The 1015-nt window shown below is 68.7% G+C and carries 2 pseudogenes; both read left to right on the forward strand.

Features of this window, described 5'->3' with window-relative positions:
- Positions 1–123, forward strand: a pseudogene (locus tag AB0I77_RS54030) (branched-chain amino acid ABC transporter permease); the annotation flags it as partial.
- 4 nt (positions 124–127) lie between these two features.
- Positions 128–1015 (forward strand): annotated as a pseudogene (locus AB0I77_RS54035) (branched-chain amino acid ABC transporter permease); the annotation flags it as partial.

Here is a 1015-nt window from a genome sequence, read left to right on the forward strand (position 1 = left end):
CCCGGCATGAACCAACTGGGCGGCCAGAGCTGGGCCAACGTCTGGGCCTTCTGCCTCCTCATCATCGTGCTCCTCGTCAGACCACAAGGCCTGCTGGGCGAACGCGTCGCGGACAGGGCGTGATCACATGACCGAGACGACCATGACCCTCAGGGCAGTCACCGTGCCCCCCGCCCCCAAGGGCCTCATCCCCCTGCCGGCAGCGGCAGCCCGCGCCCTGATCCTCATCGGCGGCATAGCCACCGCCGCCTCCGCCTACCTCGCCTGGACCTGGACCTCCGAATTCCCCGGCGACCTCACCGTCACCGGCTACCCCGGCGGCCTCCAATGGCTCACCTTCACCGCCGGCGTCCTCACCGCCCTGTTCGCCCTCGGCTCCTACCGCGTCCGCGGTCTCGGCTGGCTCATCCCCGGCGGCAACAATGCGCCGCTCGTCCTCACCGCACTCAGCGGCTTCGCCGTCACCTGGTACACCGTCATCTCCATCGCCGTCGAACTCGGCGGCCTCGCCAACCTCGAACCCGGCGGCTGGATCGCGGCCATCGCCGCCCTCATCCCCGTCCTCGGCGCCTTCGCCCTCCCCGAGCAGAACACAGGCACCACCAAGGAGACGCTGAAGGCGTACATCACCAAACCCGACAACATCCCCGCAGGGCGGTCCCGTCGGCGGCGTCACCGTGCGGGCCGGGCAGGCCCTACGGCCATCCAGCGCACCAGCGGCTGGGGTCAGCGCGCGGTCATCACTCTGGTCACGATCGTGGGTCTGGCTGTCTTCACCTACGGCATCGACACCGAATACGGCGAACTCTTCATCGGGTACCTGATCGTCGTCATCGGCGCCGTCTGGGCCCTGCACACCGCGGGCCTCCTCCAGCGCTTCTCCGGCATCGTCGCCCACAACCGCAGCTTCATGCTCGCCGTGGGCTTCCTCGCCGCGATCGCCTTCCCCTTCACCCAGACCGACGACCACTACGCCAACATCGGCGTCAACATCCTCATCTTCGGAACCGTCGCC

This window comes from Streptomyces sp. NPDC050619 (genome assembly GCF_040654815.1).
Taxonomy (GTDB): domain Bacteria; phylum Actinomycetota; class Actinomycetes; order Streptomycetales; family Streptomycetaceae; genus Streptomyces.